The organism is Streptomyces sp. NPDC086519 (assembly GCF_040686075.1).
Lineage (GTDB): Bacteria > Actinomycetota > Actinomycetes > Streptomycetales > Streptomycetaceae > Streptomyces > Streptomyces shenzhenensis.
The window spans coordinates 1-16,801 of record NZ_JBFBJL010000030.1 but is presented as its reverse complement, the minus strand read 5'-3'; the positions used below and the strand labels follow the sequence as shown (position 1 = coordinate 16,801).

Genomic DNA, 16,801 nt, shown 5'->3' with positions numbered 1-16,801 from the left:
AGGGTCACTCCGGCCGCGGACCCACGCGGGGGTGCCCGGGCCGGAGCGCGGTGGCCATGTGCCTCGCCGGTGGCCTGAGGCCCCGGATCAGTCGGCGGTCAGGAGGTTCTTCACCTCGACGACGTCGGTGATCGCCTCGATCTCGGCCACCAGCCGGTCCGCCGTCGCCGCCGGCGCCCGCCCCGTCAGCTCCACGCTGCCGTCGTGCACGGTCACCGTCACGGCCTCCCGGTCGGCGGGCGGGCACAGGGAGGCGATCCGTCCCTCGACCTCCGCCCGGATGCCCGCGTCGTCCCTGATCAGCGCCTGTAGCAACGCGTCCCGGCGGACGACGCCGACCAGGCGTCCGTCGCGGTCGGTGACCGGTATCCGCTTCAGACGGGACAGGGCGGCGAGCCAGACGGCCTCGGCGACCGTCGCACCCGGCAGCACGGTGATCGCGGGGCTCGTCATCAAAGCGGCGGCCGTCTCACCCTGCGCCTTGCCGTGCAGCCGCCGCTCGCGCAGCCTGCCGACCGGTCCGGGCCGGTGACCGGACGCGTCGAAGGCGACCTTCGCCAGCAGATCGGATTCCGAGACGACGCCGACCACATGGTCCTCCGCGTCCACGACCGGGACCGCGCTGGTCCCCTCGCGGGCGAGGAGCCGGGCGATGTCGCGGTACGGCAGGTCGTCGTGGACGGACACGGCGGGCACGTCCATCACGTCCCGCACCAAGGGCAGCGCGGGAGCGGGGGACACCTGCGGGCCCGCCTCGGCGGCAGAAGCCGGGGGCTCGGTGCCGGCCTGTCTGGCCGCGGCCGTGGCGACGGCGCCCAGGTAGCGGACGAGCGTGTCCTGCCGCATCTGCTCACCAGGGCTCCACGGACGGGGAGGCACGGACCGCCGGGCGTCGCTCTCCGCGGAGAAGTTCTCGTGCGTGTTCACGATGGCCTCCGGAATCCGTCGAGTTGCCTACAGTCCCAGTCTTCCGTTGTCTCCGCGCCCGCCAAGAGCCGAACGGCCCTGGTGTGGCGACTTGACGGCCCTACCCGGTGCGGGGCGGACCGGGAACGGTGAGACTGGAGGAGCCAGCCGACCGTCAGGAGGCCGGACGATGGGCCTGCGGGACTTCCTGGAGCGATTCCGCCCGGTGGGCACACCGGGTGCGTCCGCCGTCGGCGTGCCCGCCGATCGTACGGCGGAACGCGCGGCCGAACTGGAGCCCGCCCTCGCGTCGTTGACGGACGTCCAGCGGGAGGCGGACAGCATCCGGGCCGACGCCGACGAGAGGGCCGACGCCGTCCGGCGTGATGCCGCCCGGGAGGCGGCCCGCATCGTGGCGGCCGCCCGTGAACGCGCCCCCGAACTTCGCCGACAGGCCGCCGAGCCGCCGCTGCGGACGGCCCGGCACGAGGCGGAGGCGCTGCGGGCCGCCGGGAACCGTACGGCCGCCGCGGTCCGGGCACAGGCGGCGGCGCGGATGCCCGACCTGGTGCGGCAGGCGGTGACTGATGCGCTGCGGGCCGCCGAGGACGGAACGGCCCCCGCGGTCCGGGAACAGGCCGGGGCGCGGACGCCCGGCCCGGAGCAGGCCGTGGCCGGGACACCGCGGCCCGCGGCCGGGCCGGGCGGACCGCCGTGAAGGCCGGATGGGTCGCCGCAGCCGTGCGGGCCAAGGGCCTGGTCGGCCGGCATCCGGGGGCCGACGGGGCGCGGGAGATCGCCGCGGGACCGACGCTCGACGACGGCCTGCGGCGCCTCGCCACGACGCCGTACGCGAGGTACGCGCGGCCCGCGACCAACCTGCCCGAGGCCCAGCGGGCGGTGTCCGCCACCCTGCTCTGGCACCTGCGGGTGCTGGCCGGGTGGCTGCCGCCGGGCGGTGCCCGGCTGCTCGTCCCGCTCGCGGCGGGCTTCGAGATCGCCAACGTCGTCGACGTCCTCTCCGACGGCCGCCGCACGGACGTACCCGCGCCGTACCGGCTCGGCGCGTTGGAGACCGCGTGGCGGAGCCTGGCACGCGCGGACACCCCCGCGCAGGTGCGGGCGGCGCTGGCCGCCTCGCCCTGGGGCGATCCCGGCGCCGACACGCCGTGGGCGCTGGTCACCGGCATGCGCATGGCCGCCGCACGCCGCACCGCCCTCACCGTGCCCCCCGCACGCCGCTGGGCACAGGGCCGGGCCGCACTGCTGACGGCCCGTGAGCGGTTCGTCCAGGGGCGGTCGCTGCCGGATCCGGTACGGCGTGACGCGGCCCGGCTGCTCGGGACTAGGGCGCCGGCCGCCGCCACCTACCAGGAGTTCCACGGCCGGCTGCCCGCGGCGGCCCGGTGGGTCCTGTCGGGTGTCGAGGAGCCGGGCGGGCTGTGGCGGGCCGAGGCCCGCTGGTGGCGGACCGTGCTGCGGGACGGGACGGCGCTGCTCCGCGAGGGCCGGTACGGGCCGCGGGTGGTCGTGGGCGCGGTCGCCGTGCTGTCGGTGGACGCGTGGCGGGTGCGGGCCGCGCTGGAGTCGGCGGCACGCGGCGGACGGCCGGGCGAGGTGTTCGATGCCCTGGTCTGAGGCGATGACACCGGTCCGGATGCGCCGTGTCGCACTGGTCGTGCCGCAGGCGGCCCTGCGCGACGCGCTGGTCCGGATCGCCCGGGAGGGCTGTGTGGAACTCGACCGCGCCGAGGAGGCCGCTCCGGGGCCCGCGGCGGTACGCCTGCAACGGCTGCGCGGGCGGGGCGGGGCGGACGGGCCGCAGAGTGACACCACCGCCGTGCTGGCCGCCGTCGCGCCCGACCTCGACCTTCTCGAACAGCGGCGCGGTGCCGGACTGCTGGCGGGCGAGGCCCAGTTGGAGGAGCGCGCGGAGGGCGCCGTACGGCGTGGGGAGGTGACCGCGCTGGCCGGGTGGTGCCCGGCCGGTGAGGTGGCGCGGGTGGCGGGCCGGCTGGCCGCCGCCGGTGGCGCGCTGCTGACTCTGCCGACGCCGCGCGGCACCGATCCGCCGACGCTGCTGCGGTCACGCGGGCCGGTCTCCTTCACGCCGCTGGTCACGACGTACGGCACCCCGGCCTATGGGGACCTGGACCTGTCATGGCCGGCCGGACTCGCCTACCTGGCGATGTTCGGGATCATGTTCGGCGACGTGGGGCACGGCGCGCTGCTGCTGCTCGGCGCGCTCGCGCTGCGTCTCGGGCGGCCCCGGCGACTGGCCCGGTGGACCCGGCTGTGGCCGTTCCTGGCGGGCGCCGGGCTCGCTGCCATGCTCGCGGGCGCCGCCTACGGCGAGTTCTTCGGTCCGACCGGGCTGCTCCCGGTGCTGTGGCTGAGCCCGCTGGACAGCCCGGCCCGCCTGCTGGTCGCCGCCGTGCTCTTCGGGGCGGGCCTGCTGGCCCTCGCGCATGCCGCCGGCGCGGTCAACCGGGTCCGTGAGGCCGGCTGGGGCGTGGGGCTGTACGCGGCGTCCGGCTGCGCCGGGCTGCTGTTCTACGTGGGACTGGCGACGGCCGCGGCGGGCCTCCTCCTGCACCGGCCGGCCCTGGCCGTGACCGGGGCCGCCCTCGCCGGCGCCGGGCTGGCCCTGGTGGCGTACGGGCTGTTCCGGGACACGGCGGGCGGCGGTGCGGGGCTCGCCGAGACGGCGGTCCGGCTGTTCGACGTGGTGGTCCGCACGGGCACCAACACCCTCTCCTTCGCCCGGCTCGCCGCCTTCGGCCTCACCCACGCGGCCCTGGCCGACGTGGTGTGGCGCGGCACCACCGGGCTGGCCGCACGCGGTGGCGCCGCCGTCGTGGGCGCCGTGCTGGTCTTCACCGTGGGTACGGCCGTCTCCTTCGGCCTGGAGGCCCTGGTGGCCGGTGTGCAGGCGCTGCGGCTGGAGTTCTACGAAGTGTTCTCCCGGCTCTTCGAGGCGGAGGGCCGCCCGTTCCGTCCCTGGCACGTTCCCCCGGCAAAACCCGCCGACCGCGACACGAAGGTGGTCCCATGCTCACCTGGCTGATCGTCCTGCCGGTGCTGGCCGCGGCGCTCGGTGCCGTCCGGCTGCTGCGGCGCCGCCGCACCCGGCACGCCTTCCGCTGGCTGCTGGCCACGAACCTGGCCCTGCTGGGCGGCGCCGGTGCCGTCCTGGCCACGGCGCTGGCGGCCCCCGCACACGCGGCGGCCCAGGCCGCCGCGTCCGGCGGGAGCAACGGGACCGCGCTGATCGCGGCGGCCATCGCGGTGGCCGGGGCGTCCATCGGGGCCGCGATCGCGGTCGCCTACACGGGTGCGGCGGCGCTGGCCGCGCTGAGCGAACGGCCGGAGCTGTTCGGCCGGGCCATGGTGATCGTCGGCCTGGCGGAGGGCATCGCCGTGTACGGGCTGGTGGTCGCCGTCCTGCTCATCGGGAAGGCGTGACCATGGCGACCGTGGCCGCCATCGGCGCGCACGTCCGCGTGAGCGGTCTGGCGCTGGCCGGGGTCGACGTCCTCGTGGCGGAGGATCCGGACGCCGTCCGACGGGCCTGGCGGACGCTTCCGGACACGGTCGGGCTGGTGATCCTCACGGCCGAGGCGGCCAAGGCGCTGGGGAGCGTGGGGGCGCCGGACCCGTCCCGGCCGCTGACGGTGGTGATGCCCTGATGGCCGCGCCCCCGGACGCGCTGGAACCGGTGCGCGCCGAACTCCTGCGGACGGCACGGGACGCGGCGGCCGCCGTGCTGGAGGGCGCGCGGGCCGAGGCGGAGGAGATCCTGCGCGCGGCCCGTGCCACGGCCGAGGAGTCCCTGGCACGGGCCCGGGACCTCGGTGCGGCCGACGGGGCCGACGCCGCGCGCCGGGAGCGGACGCGGGCCGTACAGGACGCGTGGGCGGCGGAGCTCGCGGCCCGCGCCGAGGTGTACGCACAGCTGCGCGACCAGGTCCGCGCGGGCGTCCGCCGGGCGCTGGCGGAGGACACCGGCCGGCAGCGGCGGCTCACCCGAACCGCGCGGGCCCTGCTGGGCCCCGGGGCCCGGGTGGTGGAAGCGCCGGGTGGCGGGGTCACGGCGGAGGTCCCCGGCCGCCGCGCCGACCTGTCGGCGGACGCCCTCGCCGACCGTGCTCTGGACCGGCTGGGGGCGCGGGCCGAGACGCTGTGGGGGCCGCCGTGACCCGTGCCCCGGCGGCCGGCCCCGCGCCGGAGGCGGCCCGGGTGCTGCGGGTCGCCGGCCCTCTCGTGGAGATCTCCTGCCCGGCCCCGGTGGCCATGCACGACCTGGTGGAGCTGGGCGAGCACCGGCTGACCGGCGAGGTGGTCGCGATCCGCGGCGACACGGCCGCCGTCCAGGCGTACGAGTACACCGGCGGACTGGCCCCCGGCCACCCGGTCGAACCGCAGGGCCGGCCGCTGTCGGTGCGGCTGGCCCCGGATCTGCTCGGGGGCGTGTACGACGGGCTGCTGCGTCCGCTCGCGGGCGCCGGGGACCTGCTCCTGGCCACCGCGCCGGGCGCCGCACCCGGCCGACGGACCTGGCGGTTCACACCGACGGTGACCGAGGGGGCGCGGGTCACGGCCGGTGCCGTCCTCGGCGGGATCGGGGCGGGAGTGGCCCTGCGGCTGCTGGTGCCCGCGGACGTGTCGGGCGAGGTGACCCGGCTCGCCCCGGCGGGCGAGTGGGGCGCCGACGCCGTGCTCGCCGTGGTGGGCGGGCACGAGGTGCGGATGGCGCAGTACTGGCCGGTGCGCAGGCCGCGTCCGGTCGCGCGGCGGCTGCCGGCCGAGGTGCCGCTGACCACCGGACAGCGGGCGGTCGATCTGCTCTTCCCGGTGGCCCGGGGCAGCACGGTCGCCGTGCCGGGCGGCTTCGGCACCGGCAAGACCATGCTGTTGCAGCAGATCGCCAAGTGGTGCGACGCCGACGTGATCGTCTACGTGGGCTGCGGCGAGCGCGGCAACGAGATGGCGGACGTCATCGAGGAGCTGGCGGAGCTGACCGATCCGCGCACCGGCGGCCGGCTGGCGGAGCGGACCGTGACGATCGCGAACACCTCCAACATGCCGATGATGGCCCGTGAGGCGAGTGTGTACACGGCGGCGACGGTCGCCGAGTACTTCCGCGACATGGGGCTCGACGTCGTACTGATCGCCGACTCGACCTCGCGCTGGGCGGAGGCGCTGCGCGAGTTCGGCTCGCGGATGGGTGAGCTCCCCGCCGAGGAGGGCTATCCGGCGGGACTGGCCTCGCGTCTGGCCGCCTTCTACGAGCGGGCCGCCGCCGCGCGCGTCCTCGGCGGCGCGACCGGTTCCGTCACCGTGATCGGTGCCGTGTCCCCGCCGGGCGGTGACCGCACCGAGCCGGTCACCGCGCACACCGAACGGTTCGTCCGGTGCCTGTGGAGCCTGGACCGCGACCTCGCCTACGCGCGGCACTATCCGGCGGTGTCCTGGGCGGCCTCGTTCTCCCGCGACGCCCCGGTGCTGGCCGCCGCGCACGCGCGTGCCGGGGACGGCGAGTGGGCCGAGCGGCGCGGCCGGGTGGCGCGGCTGCTGGCCGAGGCGGACCGGCTCGCCGACCTGGTCGAGCTGGTCGGCGTCACGGCCCTGCCGCCCCGGGAGCGGATCAGCGTGCTCGCCGGGCGGCTGCTGCGGGAGGCGCTGATCCAGCAGAACGCGCTGTCGCCGGCCGACGCCTACAGCGCCCCCGAGAAGACCGCGGCTCTGGTCGAGGCCGTGCTGGCGGTGATCGACCGCTGTGCGCAGCTGGCCGACGCCGGTGCCCGGGTGGAGGACGTCGAGGGGGTCGACTTCACCCCGCTGCTGCGGGCCCGCGAGACGGCGGGGCCCGCGCAGACGGCTCCGGTGGCGGCGGCCCGCGACACCGTGCTGGGTCTGCTGAAGGGGGTGACGGTATGAGCGGTCCCGCGGACGTCGAGTACACGGACGTCCGGGAGCTGCGCGGCCCGCTCGTCGTCGTGGCGGGGGTGCGCGGGGTGGGCTGGGACGAGTTCGCCACGGTCGCTCTCGACTCCGGGGAGCGGCGGCACGGGCTGGTCCTGGAGGTGGACCGGGACCTCGCGGTGGTGCAGGTGCTGGAGGGGACGGCGGGCATGGGCCGGACCGGCACCCGGGTGGCCTTCTCGGGCACCGCGCTGCGGATCCCGGTGGGCCCCGGATGGCTGGGTCGGGTGTGCGACGGGCGCGGTGAGCCGGCCGACGGCGGGCCGCCGGTGCTGGGCGGGTCGTACGCGGCGGTCGGCGGCGCACCGATCAACCCGGTGCGCCGGGAGCCGCCCGACGAACCGGTGCTGACCGGGGTGGGCGCGGTGGACGTGCTGACCACGCTGGTGCGGGGCCAGAAGCTGCCGGTGTTCTCGGCGGCCGGGCTGCCCCACCTGGAGCTGGCCGTGCAGATCGCGGCCCAGGCGACGTGCGGCGGCGAGCCGTTCGCGGTGGTGTTCGCCGGCATGGGGCTCACCCACGCCGACGCGGCGTTCGTCAGGGACGGGCTGGCGGAGCGGTCGGCCGCGCGGGACCTGGTCCTGTTCCTGAACACCGCCGACGATCCGGTGATCGAGCGGCTGCTCACTCCCCGCCTCGCCCTGACGGTGGCCGAGCATCTGGCGTTCACGCAGGGCCGTCACGTCCTCGTGGTGATGACCGACATGACCGCCTACTGCGAGGCGCTGCGCGAGGTGTCCGCCGCGCGCGGCGAGATCCCGGCCCGCCGGGCCTACCCGGGCTATCTCTACAGCGACCTCGCCTCGCTCTACGAGCGCTGCGGCCGGATCCGGGGCAGGCCGGGTTCGGTGACCGTCCTGCCGGTGCTCACCATGCCCGCGGGTGACATCACGCACCCCGTGCCGGACCTGACCGGGTACATCACGGAGGGGCAGATCGTGCTCTCCGCCGAACTGCACGCCACCGGCACCTATCCGCCCGTCGATCCGCTGTCCTCGCTGTCGCGGCTGATGCGCAGGGGCACCGGGCCGGACCGGACGCGGGCGGACCACCCGGCCGTCGCCGCCCAGCTGATCGCCGCGCTGGCCCGGTCCCGGCAGGTACGGGAACTGGCCGATCTGGTCGGGCGGCAGGCGCTCAGCCCGACCGACCTGCCCCACCTCGACCTGGAGGACGGCTTCCGGCGCCGGTTCCTCGCCCAGGGCACGACGGAGAACCGCCCGCTGGACGAGTCGCTGGACCGGGCCTGGGAGGTGCTGCTGACCCTGCCGGACAGCCAGCTCGGCATGATCCCGGCCGAGTTGCTCGACGCCCACCGCCCGCAACGGAACGAAGGGCGGTACCAAGGGCCGTACGAAGGGCACGGGGAAGAGCAGGCGGAAGAGCGGGAGGAGCAGGGGGAAGAGCGGGAGGACGAGCGGTGAGCGGGCACGGGCGACGGGCGCCGACGGGCCGCGCCGGCCGGCTGCGGTTGCGGCGCAGTCTCACCGCCGCGCGGCGCGGGGCGGACCTGCTCGAACGCAAGCTCCGGCTGCTGCTGGAGCGGGAGCGTACGGCGCGGCGGGCCGCGGAGGAGGCCGGCCGGGTGTGGCGGGACCGGCTGGCCGACGGCGACGGCTGGCTGGTGCGCGGGGTGCTCCTCGGCGGCGAACGGGCGCTGGCCGAGGCGGTGCCGGCAGACCCGGCACACGTCGAGATCGGCTGGGAAGCCCTCATGGGGGTGCGTCACCCCGCCGCCGCGGCCTGGACGGCCCCCGTCCGCTCCGCGGCGGAGCGGACTCCCCCCAACACCGCCCTGGCACACGCCGAGACGGCCTACCGTGCCGCCGTCCGCGCCGCCGCCGAGCACGCCGTCCACCGGACGGCCGCCGAACTGCTCACCGCCGAGGCCGCCCGTACCCGGCAGCGGGTCCGGGCCCTGCGGCGGCACTGGATCCCCCGCCTGGAACACGAACTCGCCGTGGTGGAACTGGCGCTGGAGGAGGGCGAACAGGAGGAGGCGGTACGGCGCAGCTGGGCCGCCGCACCCGGTCCGGCCGGACCGGCCGGGCGGTCATGAGGCGCGCGACGGGCCGAGGAGCGCAGGACGACGGGCCTCGACGAGGTGGGGCCCGGGGGACACGACGACGGATACCGGAGGGGCTGCACGGCCGGACCGGTGATCTCTCGAACTCCGCTTCGGCGCGGGCCTTGCCCGGCGGCCTCGCGGCCCTCACCCGCCTCGTGACGATCGGCTCCCTGGCCGCCGCGGTCCAGGACCGCTTCCCCGGCCGGGCCGGGGAGACCGACGCGGATCCGGCCCGGGAGGCGTACGACCGGGCCGGCTGGGCGGTGAAGTCCTCGGCGGTACCGGCCGGGAGGCGGGCAGGCACCCCGTGCCCCGCGCGAGCACGGCGAAGCCGAGGCCGGGCCGGGACAGGCCCGGCAGGCCGCGGCGGGTTTGCCGGTGGGCCGACAGGCCCAGGACCGGGACCAATGGCACTGGCAGCCCGGCGCTGCCGGCGTTTCCATGGAATCGGCGGCCGCAGCGCCGCGCCGCCCCGAAGGAGGCGAGGACGATGACCGCTCCCGCACCGAGCAGGAAGACGGATCCGGAGACCCGCCAGGAGGCGACCGGCGGTTCGATGCACGCCCGGGTCGGCGACGAGATCGTGGTGCGCGGCACCACGGACGGGGTCGTGGCCCGGGACGGCGAGGTCGTCGGGGTGCACCACCCGGACGGCAGCCCGCCGTACGACGTGCGCTGGGCCGACGACGGACGCGTGACTCTCTACTTCCCGGGCTCCGACGCCTTCGTCCGGCATCTGACCGACGGAGGCCGCCATGACCGGGACAGGTGACCGCCGGCCGGTCGTGGTGGGAGTGGCGCCGGAGCCCGGCCTGCGGACGGCGCTGGCCTGGGCGGCCGACGAGGCCGCCCGCCGTCGGCTGCCGCTGCGGGTGGTCCACGCCGAGGGTGTGCCCACCAGGGGGTACCGGGGCCGGGAGGTCCCACCGTCCTGGGAGGAGTGGAACGCGGCACTGCACAAGGCGGGGCGGCGGCTGCTCGACGAGGCCGCGGCCTTCGCCACGGCCCGGCAGCCGGACGTCGTGACCGACACCCTCCTCGCCGAGGGCGACCCGGTGTGGGTGCTGCGCGAGCAGAGCCGTGAGGCCGAGGCCGTCGTCCTCGGCTCGCGCCATCTGAGCCGGGCCGAGGAGGTGTTCGGCTCCGCCTCGGTCGCCGTACCGGTCGTGGCCCACGCGCGCTGTCCCGTGATCGTCGTACCGGAACCGGAGCACGTCACCCAGGAACCGGCGTACTTCGTCGTCGGCGTCGACGGCAGCGAGCACTGCGCCGCCGCCGTCGACCTGGCCTTCGCGGAGGCGGCGCTGCACGGTGCCGAACTGCGGGCCCTGTACGTGTGGCAGCCGGGGCCGCTGCGGATCTTCGACGAGCACGAACCGCAGCAGGAGGCGCGCCGTCTGCTCTCCGAGATCGTGGCCGGGCGGCAGGCCCGCTATCCGGAGGTGGACCTGCGGCACGAACTGGTGGTCGGCCATCCCGTGCAGGTGCTCACCGACGCCTCGGCCCACGCGCTGGGCGTGGTGGTCGGCGCCCGCGGGCGCGGTGGTTTCACGGGCATGCTGCTGGGCTCGGTCAGCCAGGGCGTGCTGCACCATGCCCGCTGCCCCGTCCTCGTCGTTCCGCCGGCCGCCGCCTGAGCGGCGGCCGCCGTAGGTCCACTCGGTCCCTCGCCGGGTCCATGCGGCCCCTGCCCCGCCGCGGTGGTGATCGTCCACGCTGGAACCGGGGCCCGGCGAAGGGAGTCACCGTGACCGCTCAAGACGTGGACGCGAACGCGCTCCACGCACTCGTGGCCGACGCCACGGCGGCGCCGTCGCAGCACAACACACAGCCGTGGCGGTTCCGTCACCTCGCCGCCGAGGGCGTCCTGCGCCTGTACGCCGATGAGTCGCGCGCGCTGCCGCGCACCGACCCGGACAGCCGTGGCCTGCACATGGGCTGCGGTGCCGCCCTGTTCAATCTGCGCGTGGCCGCCGCCGCGGCGGGACGCGCCCCGGTCGTACGGCTGCTGCCGGACCCGGCCGACCCGGCGCTCCTCGCCGAAGTGGACCTGAACGGCACCGGACCGCCCGACCAGGCCCTCGCCGCCCTGCACCCGGCGATCCCCCGGCGCCACTCCAGCCGTCACCCCTACAGCGAGCGGCCGATACCGGCCGACCTGCGGGAGGACATGTGCGAGGCCGCGGGCGCCGAGGGCGCGCAGCTGGTCTTCCCCGGCACCTGGCACGTGCAGGAACTGCTGGAGCTGGTGCAGGACGCCGAGGGCCGCGAGGCACTCGACCCCGGCCTGCGCGCCGAGACGATCCGCTGGACCCGGACCGGGCCGGCGGACGACCAGGGGCCGTCGGACGGGATCCCCGCCGAGGCGTTCGGCCCCGGCCGGTACGGTCCGGCGACCCCGGTGCGCGACTTCGCCGCCGGACGGCCGGTGCCCGGACGCGGCTGGGCGGTGTTCGAGAGAAACCCGCAGATCGCCCTGCTGGGTACCGGTCACGACGGACCGGCGGACTGGCTGCGCGCGGGTCAGGCGCTGGAACGGGTCCTGCTGACGGCCACGGCCGGCGGCCTGGTCACCACGATGACGTCCCAGACCCTGGAGTGGCCGGAGCTGCGCTGGGTGACCCGCGACCCGGGTTCCGGCATGGCGAACGTGCAGATGGTCATCCGGCTCGGCTACGGCCCGGAGGGCAGCCCCAGCCCCCGGCGTCCGGTGTCCGAGGTGCTCGACGTCGTCTGAGACGCGGTACGCCGACCGTGCCCGCGTCATTTCTTCCCACCGTGAGGAGCTGTCGTATGAAGATCTCCGAGGCGATGACCGCGCCGCCGGTGACGGTCGCACCGGACGTGCGGCTGGCGGAGGCGGCCCGGCGGATGGCCGAGGCCGCCGTCGGATCCGTCCTCGTCGTCGACGACGAGGGGGCGCTGCTGGGCATCGTCACCGACCGCGACATCGCCCTGCGCGGCCTGGGCGGCGGCCTGGGCCAGGACGCGGAAGTACGCGCGGTCATGTCGGACCGGGTGGTCACCGTCGACGCGGGCGACGACCTCCAGGCGGCCTACCGGGCGTTCAGCCGCACCGGGGTGCGCCGGCTGCCGGTCCTGGAGCTGGGCCGGGTGACGGGCGTGCTGACGGTCGACGACCTGTTCCTCGACGTCTTCCGCCGACTGGGCGACCTGCTGGGGCCGCTTGCCCGGACCGTGCTGCAGGAACCGTCCGGGCCCGACTCGGCGGGCGGGGCGCCGCATGCGCTCTGATCCGGCTCCGGGGACACCCGCGGTGCGCGAGCACCACGCCTCCCCGGCGGATCCGGGCAGACCGACGATCGAGCGGCCCCGGGCCCCCGAACCCGCCGCCGTCCCCTGTCTTCCGGCCGCGGACGTCTTCGCCGCCCTGGCCGGCAGCCCGCGCGGGCTCACCCCGGCCGAGGCGGCGGCGCGGCAGGCCCGGTACGGCGCCAACGAACTGCCCGCTGCGGCCCGCGGCGGGCTGGGGCGGCGGCTGCTCGCGCAGTTCACCGACCTCTTCGCCGTCGTCCTGCTGGTCGCCTCGGCGATCACCTTCCTCGCCTACCTGCTCGGCCGGCCCCGGGACGCGGCCACGCTGGAGCTGGCCGTGGCGATCCTCGGCGTGGTGCTGCTGAACGCGGGCATCGGCTTCGCCCAGGAGTACTCCGCCGAGCGCACCGCGGAGTCCCTGCAGGCGATGGTGCCGCACACCTGCCGGGTGCTGCGGGACGGTGAGCCCGGGGAGCTGCCCGCGCGCGATCTGGTGCCCGGTGACGTGGTGGTCCTGGAAGCGGGGGACGCGGTGCCCGCCGACTGCCGGCTGGTCCGGGCGCAGGAGGTCGCGGTCAACAACGCGGCGCTCACCGGCGAGAGCGACGCCGTCGCACGGGTCGCCGACCCGGTACCCGCGGGCGCCCTTCTGGACGCGCGCAACTGCGTGTTCATGGGCACCGACGTGGTGGCCGGGACCGCGGAGGCCGTCGTGTTCGCCACCGGGCCCGCCACCGAGTTCGGGCGGATCTTCCGGCTCACCGCCGCGGCGCCACGGCAGCAGACCCCGCTACAGCGTCAGGTCGCCGCCATGGCCCGGCGGGTGGCCGGTGCCGCGCTGGCGACGGGGGCCGTGGTGTTCGCGCTGCGCGTCCCCAGCGGGCAGCCGTTCGTGGACACGTTCGTCTTCGCGCTCGGCGTGATGGTCGCGCTGGTGCCGGAGGGGCTGCCGGCGACGCTGTCCGTCTCCCTGGCGATCGGGGTGCGCCGGATGGCCCGCCGGCACGCGCTGGTGAAGCAGTTGCTGGCGGTGGAGGCGCTGGGCTCGACCAGCGTGGTGTGCACCGACAAGACGGGCACGCTCACCCAGGCCGAGATGACCGTCGTACGACTGTGGGCGAACGGGACGCCGCACCCCGTGACCGGCGTCGGGTACGCGCCCGACGGCGAGGTCGCCGACGCGGCGCCCGTACGGGAGCTGCTGCGGGCCGCGGCGCTGTGCGGCAACGCGCGGCTGGTGCCGCCGGACGGGCGGGACGCGTGGCGGGTGCTGGGCGACACCACCGAGGGCGCCCTGGTGGTGGCCGCCCGCAAGGCCGGCCTGGATCCGGCGGCGGAGGAGGCCCGTACGCCCCGGGTCTCGGAGTATCCCTTCGACTCCGTGCGCAAGCTGATGAGCACCGTGCACCGCGCCGCAGACGGGACGTACGTCGCGTACGTCAAGGGGGCGCCGCTCGAACTGCTGGCGCGCTGCACGGCCGTCGACCGGGACGGCGCGCCGGTCGCGCTCACCGATTCCGCCCGCACCGAGGTCGCCGCCGCCGCGGACGGCATGGCCGGGCAGGGGCTGCGGGTGCTGGCGGTCGCCGCGCGGCGGGTCGCCGGGCCGCGCCCGCCGCTCGGCGACGTGGAGTCGGAGCTGACGCTGCTGGGGCTCGCCGGGATGTACGACCCGCCGCGGCCCGAGGTGCGGGACGCGGTGGACGCGTGCCGACGGGCCGGGATCCGGATCGTCATGGTCACCGGGGACCATCCGCTGACCGCGGAGGCCGTCGCCCGCCGCGTCGGGATCGTCCGCGGCCCGGATCCGACCGTGGTGACCGGTGCGCGGCTGGACGCGCTGGACGACGGCGGGCTGGACGCGCTGCTGGCCGGATCCGCCGAACTGCTGCTGTGCCGGGTCAGCCCCGAGCACAAGATGCGGGTGGTCACGGCGTTCCAGAGGCGGGGCGAGGTGGTTGCCGTCACCGGGGACGGCGCCAACGACGCGCCCGCGCTCAAGCACGCGGACATCGGGGTGGCCATGGGCGCCTCCGGCACCGACGTCGCCCGGGAGGCGGCGGTGATGGTGCTGCTGGACGACTCCTTCGCCTCCATCGCCACCGCCGTGGGGCTGGGCCGTTCGGTCTACCGGAACATCCGCAAGTTCCTGATCTACCTGTTCAGCCACAACATCGCCGAACTCGTGCCGATCCTCGCGGCCACCTTCGCCGGCTTCCCGCTGGTGCCGATCACCGCCGTCCAGGTCCTCGCCATCGACCTCGGCTCGGACGTGCTGCCCGCGCTGGCACTCGGCGCCGAGCCGGCGGAGCCCGACGTGATGGACAGCCCGCCGCGGCCCCGCCGGGAACGGCTGTTCTCGGCGGCCGTCGTGGGCCGCATCCTCTTCCTGGGCGGCATCCAGGCCCTGGGCGTGTGTGCCGTCTTCTTCTGGCACATCCACGCATCCGGCATCCCCTACGCGGACTTCACCAAGGACACCCCCGCCTACCGGGAGGCGATCACGCTGGTCCAGGCGGGCATCGTCGTCAGCCAGTTCTTCAACGCCCTCGCGGTGCGCACCGACCGGCAGAGCGTGTTCCGGGCCGGACTGCTGAGCAATCCCTGGCTGCTGGCCGCGGGCGGCTTCGGCATCGCGCTGATGGCCGCCATCAGCTATGCGCCACCGCTCCAGGCGGTCTTCGACACCGCCCCGCTGACGGCCGCCGACTGGGCGGTCCTGACCTGCTTCGGTGCCCTGCTGCTGGCCGCCGAGGAGTGCCGGAAACGGCTGCTGCGGCGCCACCCGGCGGCCGCGAAGGAAGGAACACGATGAGAGTCGTCATCGTGGGCTGCGGCCGCGTGGGGGCCACCCTCGCCTCGCAGCTCGCCACCGAGGGCCACGACATACGGCTGGTGGACCGGCGGCCCACGGCACGAGAGCTGCTGCCGGTGGGTTTCCCCGGCGCCTTCCACGTCGGCAACGCCTTCGCCCGTCCCGTGCTGGAGACGGCCGGCGTCGACGGTGCCGACGCCTTCGTCGCGGTCACCTCCACCGACAACACCAACATCGTCAGTGCGCGGACCGCCAAGGAGACCTACCGGGTCCCGATCGTCCTCGCCCGCCTCCACGACCCCCGCCGCGCCGACATCTACCAGGACCTCGGCATCCCGGCCGTCTCCAGCGTCCGCTGGGCCGTCAGCCGCATCCACCAGATGCTGCTGCACCGCCACCTCACCCCGGAACTCGCCTTCGGCAACGGCGAGACGCTGCTGGTGCGCTCCGAACTCCCGGACTACCTCGCGGGGCGTCCGCTCACCGCGTTCGACGTCGACGGGGAGATCCGGGTCGTGGAGATCACCCGGGCCGGCCGCTCACTGCTGCCTGCCCACGGCGTCGCGGCCGAGCCCGGCGACCTGGTCACCTTCGCCGTCGCCGCGACCGCGCTCGGCAGGCTGCGCGGCTTCCTCGACAAGGAGCTGGGAACATGAAGGTCCTGATCGCCGGTGCGGGCCGGCTCGGCACCCAGATCGCGCGAGTGCTCGCCGCCGCGCACAACGACGTCACCCTGGTCGAGCGCGACGGCGGGCGGCTCGCGGAACTCGACGGCATGCCGCAGGTGCGGCTGGTGGCCGGGGACGCCTCGGAGCCCGGTCTGCTGGCCGACGCCGGGGCCCGCACCGCCGACGTCCTCATCGCCGCCACCGGCCGCGACGAGGACAACCTGGTCATCAGCCTGCTCGCCAAGCAGCGGTTCGGCGTGGCGCGGGTGGCGGCCCGGGTCAACGACGCGGAGAACGCCTGGCTGTTCGACCGCCGGTGGGGCGTGGACGTGCCGGTGCCCGCGGCCACCCCGCTGGTCTCGCTCATCGAGGAGGCCACCGGTGCCACGGACACCGTGGCGCTGCTGCGCCTGAGCAAGGCGGGCGTCGAGGTCATCGAGACCGCGATCACCGCGGAGTCCAGGGCGGCCGGGCACACCCTGGGCGAGATCACCCTCCCGGCCGGCACCGTCGTGGCGACCGTGGTGCGCGAGGGCCGGCCGACCGTCCCGGGCCCGGAGATACGGCTCCGGGCGGGCGACGAACTGCTGCTCGTCTCGCACGAGGCCACCGAGCAGGAGATCCACGCGGCCTTCCAGTGACCGGTTCCCGCGTCACCGCTGCCAGGGTTGCCCGGGCTGTCCGGGCCGCTCGGGCTGTCCGGGCTGTCCGGGCTGTCCGGCGCGGACGATCACGACCGGGCAGGTGGCGTGCTGGGAGACCTGCCGGCTGACGGAACCCAGCAGGGCGCGGGCGAACCCGCCCCGCCCTCTGCTGCCGACGACCAGCGCCTCGGCACCCTCCGCGGCCCGCAGCAGGACGTCGGAGGCGTTGCCGTGCACCAGGTGGGAGCGGACCGAGCACGTCGGTCAGCTCCTGCCGCATCCGGTCCCGGGCCTCCTCCACGTCGAGGTCCATGTCCACGGCGGGCGCCGACCAGCCGTACAGGCCCGGCAGCTCCCACACGGCGACCGCCTCCACGACACCGCCGACGAGGCCGGCGTACCGCAGGGCCCAGCGCAGGGCCGCGTACGAGGACGGCGA

17 protein-coding genes and 1 pseudogene are annotated in these 16,801 nt (G+C 76.1%); 16 read left to right on the top strand and 2 right to left on the bottom strand.

Going from position 1 to position 16,801, the window contains the following annotated elements; all coding sequences use genetic code 11:
• Window positions 1-87: 87 nt before the first annotated feature.
• Window positions 88-927: a CBS domain-containing protein gene (locus tag AB0P24_RS26785; RefSeq protein WP_365798213.1), complete on the bottom strand. Its 840-nt coding sequence runs from the start codon at window positions 925-927 to the stop codon at window positions 88-90.
• 169 nt (window positions 928-1,096) lie between these two features.
• On the opposite strand from AB0P24_RS26785, the gene AB0P24_RS26780 reads away from it, so the two are divergent.
• The 16 genes from AB0P24_RS26780 to AB0P24_RS26705 all read left to right on the top strand — a co-directional run bounded on the left by AB0P24_RS26780 (window position 1,097) and on the right by AB0P24_RS26705 (window position 16,359).
• Window positions 1,097-1,624 carry a hypothetical protein gene (locus AB0P24_RS26780; RefSeq protein WP_365798211.1) on the top strand — a complete coding sequence of 176 codons (528 nt, stop codon included), beginning with the start codon at window positions 1,097-1,099 and terminating at the stop codon, window positions 1,622-1,624.
• Window positions 1,621-2,544, top strand: coding sequence for a hypothetical protein (locus AB0P24_RS26775; protein WP_365798209.1), 924 nt, complete (start codon window positions 1,621-1,623; stop codon window positions 2,542-2,544). The genes AB0P24_RS26780 and AB0P24_RS26775 overlap by 4 nt, the downstream gene beginning before the upstream one ends.
• Window positions 2,531-3,973 carry a V-type ATPase 116kDa subunit family protein gene (locus tag AB0P24_RS26770; protein WP_365798207.1) on the top strand — a complete coding sequence of 481 codons (1,443 nt, stop codon included), beginning with the start codon at window positions 2,531-2,533 and terminating at the stop codon, window positions 3,971-3,973. The genes AB0P24_RS26775 and AB0P24_RS26770 overlap by 14 nt, the downstream gene beginning before the upstream one ends.
• The gene (locus tag AB0P24_RS26765) at window positions 3,958-4,371 is read left to right on the top strand and encodes an ATP synthase subunit C (protein WP_365798204.1); all 414 of its coding nucleotides are present in this window, start codon (window positions 3,958-3,960) and stop codon (window positions 4,369-4,371) included. Before AB0P24_RS26770 ends, AB0P24_RS26765 begins: the two co-directional genes overlap by 16 nt.
• 2 nt (window positions 4,372-4,373) lie before the next feature.
• Complete coding sequence (locus AB0P24_RS26760; protein WP_365798202.1) at window positions 4,374-4,595, top strand: V-type ATP synthase subunit F; 222 nt, start codon at window positions 4,374-4,376, stop codon at window positions 4,593-4,595.
• Entirely contained in the window at window positions 4,595-5,104 is a 510-nt protein-coding gene (locus tag AB0P24_RS26755; RefSeq protein ID WP_365798200.1) for a hypothetical protein, read from the top strand. The genes AB0P24_RS26760 and AB0P24_RS26755 overlap by 1 nt, the downstream gene beginning before the upstream one ends.
• A complete protein-coding gene (locus AB0P24_RS26750) occupies window positions 5,101-6,846 on the top strand; it encodes a V-type ATP synthase subunit A (protein WP_365798198.1) in 1,746 nt (581 codons plus the stop codon). The genes AB0P24_RS26755 and AB0P24_RS26750 overlap by 4 nt, the downstream gene beginning before the upstream one ends.
• Complete coding sequence (locus AB0P24_RS26745; protein ID WP_365798196.1) at window positions 6,843-8,315, top strand: V-type ATP synthase subunit B; 1,473 nt, start codon at window positions 6,843-6,845, stop codon at window positions 8,313-8,315. The genes AB0P24_RS26750 and AB0P24_RS26745 overlap by 4 nt, the downstream gene beginning before the upstream one ends.
• Window positions 8,312-8,950 carry a V-type ATP synthase subunit D gene (locus AB0P24_RS26740; RefSeq protein ID WP_365798194.1) on the top strand — a complete coding sequence of 213 codons (639 nt, stop codon included), beginning with the start codon at window positions 8,312-8,314 and terminating at the stop codon, window positions 8,948-8,950. Before AB0P24_RS26745 ends, AB0P24_RS26740 begins: the two co-directional genes overlap by 4 nt.
• Before the next feature lie 499 nt (window positions 8,951-9,449).
• Entirely contained in the window at window positions 9,450-9,731 is a 282-nt protein-coding gene (locus AB0P24_RS26735) for a DUF1918 domain-containing protein (protein ID WP_365798192.1), read from the top strand.
• Window positions 9,715-10,596 (top strand): universal stress protein, encoded by an 882-nt coding sequence (locus AB0P24_RS26730; RefSeq protein ID WP_365798190.1) that lies wholly within the window; start codon window positions 9,715-9,717, stop codon window positions 10,594-10,596. Before AB0P24_RS26735 ends, AB0P24_RS26730 begins: the two co-directional genes overlap by 17 nt.
• 110 nt (window positions 10,597-10,706) lie before the next feature.
• Window positions 10,707-11,696: a nitroreductase family protein gene (locus AB0P24_RS26725; RefSeq protein ID WP_365798188.1), complete on the top strand. Its 990-nt coding sequence runs from the start codon at window positions 10,707-10,709 to the stop codon at window positions 11,694-11,696.
• A gap of 56 nt (window positions 11,697-11,752) precedes the next feature.
• Window positions 11,753-12,214, top strand: a complete 462-nt coding sequence (locus AB0P24_RS26720; protein WP_365798186.1) for a CBS domain-containing protein — start codon at window positions 11,753-11,755, stop codon at window positions 12,212-12,214.
• The gene (locus AB0P24_RS26715) at window positions 12,204-15,050 is read left to right on the top strand and encodes a cation-transporting P-type ATPase (protein WP_365798184.1); all 2,847 of its coding nucleotides are present in this window, start codon (window positions 12,204-12,206) and stop codon (window positions 15,048-15,050) included. The genes AB0P24_RS26720 and AB0P24_RS26715 overlap by 11 nt, the downstream gene beginning before the upstream one ends.
• Window positions 15,047-15,706 (top strand): TrkA family potassium uptake protein, encoded by a 660-nt coding sequence (locus AB0P24_RS26710; protein ID WP_365798182.1) that lies wholly within the window; start codon window positions 15,047-15,049, stop codon window positions 15,704-15,706. The genes AB0P24_RS26715 and AB0P24_RS26710 overlap by 4 nt, the downstream gene beginning before the upstream one ends.
• Window positions 15,703-16,359, top strand: a complete 657-nt coding sequence (locus tag AB0P24_RS26705; protein WP_365798180.1) for an NAD-binding protein — start codon at window positions 15,703-15,705, stop codon at window positions 16,357-16,359. Before AB0P24_RS26710 ends, AB0P24_RS26705 begins: the two co-directional genes overlap by 4 nt.
• Window positions 16,360-16,371: 12 nt before the next feature.
• Here the strand turns inward: AB0P24_RS26705 and AB0P24_RS26700 are convergent.
• Window positions 16,372-16,801: pseudogene (locus AB0P24_RS26700) on the bottom strand (universal stress protein); the annotation flags it as partial.